Origin of the sequence: Saccharomonospora iraqiensis subsp. iraqiensis, from assembly GCF_000430445.1 — a bacterium.
GTDB lineage: Bacteria > Actinomycetota > Actinomycetes > Mycobacteriales > Pseudonocardiaceae > Saccharomonospora > Saccharomonospora iraqiensis.
On record NZ_KE387033.1, the window covers coordinates 11247 to 12680 of the forward strand.

Annotated in this window: 1 protein-coding gene; it reads left to right on the forward strand. The window is 69.5% G+C overall.

The genetic code is table 11. From position 1 onward, the window contains the following. Positions 1–158 precede the first annotated feature (158 nt). Complete coding sequence (locus tag ACTIR_RS0100830; RefSeq protein ID WP_026452863.1) at positions 159–1346, forward strand: YncE family protein; 1188 nt, start codon at positions 159–161, stop codon at positions 1344–1346. The last annotated feature ends 88 nt before the right edge of the window (positions 1347–1434 follow it).

Genomic DNA, 1434 nt, shown 5'->3' on the forward strand with positions numbered 1-1434 from the left:
GGGCCGCGGCGGTGCGGCGACCGGAGCCGCCACGCGCGTGCGCAGGGACGCGGTCAGCGGGCGGGCCGCGGGGTCGCCACCGGGACACCCTTGCGTCCGGTTCGTCCACCCAGCACAATTCATGAATCCAATTCATGTCTACGATGGGGTAGGTTGTCATGCGACAGCGACTCGGGCGCGTGTGCGCACTGGCCGCCACGGTCGTGCTCACCGCGACGCTCACCGGCACGCCGGTGGCCCACGCGCAACCGGACCGCGACGTGATGTTCGTCGGGAACAACTGGGACGGCACCGTCGACCTGATCGACGCCCGCACCCTGGAGAAGTACCAGCGCATCGACGTGGTTCCGGACCTGATCGACCGCAAGTCCGAGATGCGGGTGGACCAGTACATCGCCATGCAGGTCATCCGGGAGACCGCGGGCGAGGGCCACGACCAGCTCGTGGACGACATCATGGTCGCCCCCGACGGCCGGACGATGTACGTCTCCCGGCCCAGCCTCGGCGACGTCGCCGCGTTCGACATCGAGAGCGGCGACCAGCTGTGGTTCAACCGGGTCGACGGCTACCGGTCCGACCACATGGCGCTGTCCCTGGACGGGGAGACCCTGCTGGTCTCGGCCACCACGGCGGACACGGTCAACGCGCTCGACCCGGCCACCGGTGAGATCGTCGGGCGGTTCGACGCCGGGGACTTCCCGCACGAGAACCGCTACTCCGCCGACGGGGACACGATCTACAACGCCTCCATCGGCAACGTCATCGCCCCGGACGCGGAGATCCTCGACCCGGTCAAGGGCAACCGCGAACTCACCATCGCCGACGCGGAGACCTTCGAGGTCACCGACACGATCGAGTTCGAGGCGGGCATCCGCCCGTTCGTCGTGCTGCCCGACGAGCGCACGATGTACGCGCAGCTGTCGTTCCACAACGGCTTCATCGAGTACGACCTCGAGGAGAAGCGCCGGACCCGGACGGTGCACCTGCCGCTGTCCGAACAGGCACGGGAGATGGACCGCAGCGACTACCCGCTGGACTCCGCGCACCACGGCCTCGCGATGAACAACGACCACAGCAAGATCTGCGACGCGGGAACGATCTCCGACTACGCCGCCGTGCTGTCCGTGCCCGAGCTGACGGTGGACTCGATCGTCGACGTCGGGGACAAGCCGTACTGGGCCGCCACCTCCCCCGACGGCCGGTACTGCTTCCTGTCCAACAGCGACAGCGACGACATCTCCGTGGTCTCCTACGACGACCCGCGCGAAATCGCCCGCATCCCCGTGGGGGACCACCCGCAGCGGGTGCGCGGCTACACCGTCCCCTCCGACGTCCTGATCCGATGAGGGCCCGACTCCTGGCGGCGGGCGCACTGGCCGCCGCCGCACTCGTCGGCGCCACCACCCTCCCGCCGGTCGTGCCCGCCCACGCGGC

What these genes read in the sequence shown, in the direction of transcription:
- ACTIR_RS0100830 (WP_026452863.1), top strand. Translation starts at nt 159, where the DNA reads ATGCGACAGCGACTCGGGCGCGTGTGCGCACTGGCCGCCACGGTCGTG.